We start from the raw sequence: 2280 nt of genomic DNA, 5'->3' as shown, positions 1-2280 counted from the left end.
TGCTCATGTACGGTAAAGAAGCAAGCAACCGAAAACAATAGATAGACCGCCAGCACTACACTATTCCGAACCAAAGACCAAAAGATAAGCATTTTGAGAAAATCTAAACTTTTGGATTTTCCTACAATGCCGACTACGGCGGAATCCCTCCCACTCCTTATATATTTCTTTCTGTATACATTGAATTTGTATTTAGTAAAATGCAGACAACACCACGGATCGGCTTTTGGCTGGACAATTCCAACCAAACACCGCAGCAGACAGTAGAAACCATTCTGAACGTTAGGAAGCCGGTATGATTGTTACATATAAGGGGAAGAAAAATTTCTTTTAGATACTTGTTTTCCTAAAACTGATGTGATATAATAATTCAAGTCCAGAAAAGGAGTAAAAAATATGCGGCAAGGTATTCTTAAATAAAACTATAATCAAATAGTGGGAACAAAGGATTATGATAGTCCCTTTTGTAGGGGCTTAGTTTTTTGTACCCAATTTAAGAATACTTTTGCCTTATCAATTTTGACATATCCCCAAAAACAGCACTCACAAACAGGTGTATGCTGCATATGTGTATGTCCGCAAATTATCATCCCCAGTGGTAAAAGTATTTTACTGCTGGGGATTTTTATGCCCTTCGGGGCAGTAAAGGGAGGACAATCACATGAAAATAATCAATATTGGAATTCTTGCCCATGTAGACGCTGGAAAGACGACCTTGACGGAGAGCCTGCTATATGCCAGCGGAGCCATTTCAGAACCGGGGAGCGTCGAAAAAGGGACAACGAGGACGGACACCATGTTTTTGGAGCGGCAGCGTGGGATTACCATTCAAGCGGCAGTCACTTCCTTCCAGTGGCACAGATGTAAAGTCAACATTGTGGATACGCCCGGCCACATGGATTTTTTGGCGGAGGTGTACCGCTCTTTGGCTGTTTTAGATGGGGCCATCTTGGTGATCTCCGCTAAAGATGGCGTGCAGGCCCAGACCCGTATTCTGTTCCATGCCCTGCGGAAAATGAACATTCCCACCGTTATCTTTATCAACAAGATCGACCAGGCTGGCGTTGATTTGCAGAGCGTGGTTCAGTCTGTTCGGGATAAGCTCTCCGCCGATATTATCATCAAGCAGACGGTGTCGCTGTCCCCGGAAATAGTCCTGGAGGAAAATACCGACATAGAAGCATGGGATGCGGTCATCGAAAATAACGATAAATTATTGGAAAAGTATATCGCAGGAGAACCAATCAGCCGGGAAAAACTTGTGCGGGAGGAACAGCGGCGGGTTCAAGACGCCTCCCTGTTCCCGGTCTATTATGGCAGCGCCAAAAAGGGCCTTGGCATTCAACCGTTGATGGATGCGGTGACAGGGCTGTTCCAACCGATTGGGGAACAGGGGAGCGCCGCCCTATGCGGCAGCGTTTTCAAGGTGGAGTATACAGATTGCGGCCAGCGGCGTGTCTATCTACGGCTATACAGCGGAACGCTGCGCCTGCGGGATACGGTGGCCCTGGCCGGGAGAGAAAAGCTGAAAATCACAGAGATGCGTATTCCATCCAAAGGGGAAATTGTTCGGACAGACATCGCTTATCCGGGTGAAATTGTTATCCTTCCCAGCGACAGCGTGAGGTTAAACGATGTATTAGGGGACCCAACCCGGCTCCCTCGTAAAAGGTGGCGTGAGGACCCCCTCCCCATGCTGCGGACGTCGATTGCGCCGAAAACGGCAGCGCAAAGAGAACGGCTGCTGGACGCTCTTACGCAACTTGCGGATACTGACCCGCTTTTGCGCTGCGAGGTGGATTCCATCACCCATGAGATCATTCTTTCTTTTTTGGGCCGGGTGCAGTTGGAGGTTGTTTCCGCTTTGCTGTCGGAAAAATACAAGCTTGAAACAGTGGTAAAGGAACCCACCGTCATTTATATGGAGCGGCCGCTCAAAGCAGCCAGCCACACCATCCATATCGAGGTGCCGCCCAACCCGTTTTGGGCATCCATCGGACTGTCTGTTACACCACTCCCGCTTGGCTCCGGTGTACAATACGAGAGCCGGGTTTCGCTGGGATACTTGAACCAGAGTTTTCAAAACGCTGTCAGGGATGGTATCCGTTACGGGCTGGAGCAGGGCTTGTTCGGCTGGAACGTAACGGACTGTAAGATTTGCTTTGAATACGGGCTTTATTACAGTCCGGTCAGCACGCCGGCGGACTTCCGCTCATTGGCCCCGATTGTATTGGAACAGGCATTGAAGGAATCAGGGACGCAACTGCTGGAACCTTATCT

Annotated in this window: 1 protein-coding gene; it reads left to right on the top strand. The window is 48.7% G+C overall.

Features of this window, described 5'->3' with window-relative positions:
• Nucleotides 1-661: 661 nt before the first annotated feature.
• Nucleotides 662-2280, top strand: a 1619-nt coding sequence (tet(W), locus tag BW14_RS11765; RefSeq protein WP_140490785.1) for a tetracycline resistance ribosomal protection protein Tet(W), incomplete at its 3' end; no start/stop codon positions are given.

Source organism: Bifidobacterium sp. UTBIF-68, assembly GCF_006408855.1.
Lineage (GTDB): Bacteria > Actinomycetota > Actinomycetes > Actinomycetales > Bifidobacteriaceae > Bifidobacterium > Bifidobacterium reuteri.
Note: the sequence above shows the minus strand (reverse complement) of the source record. Positions and strands in the feature narration are given on the sequence as shown.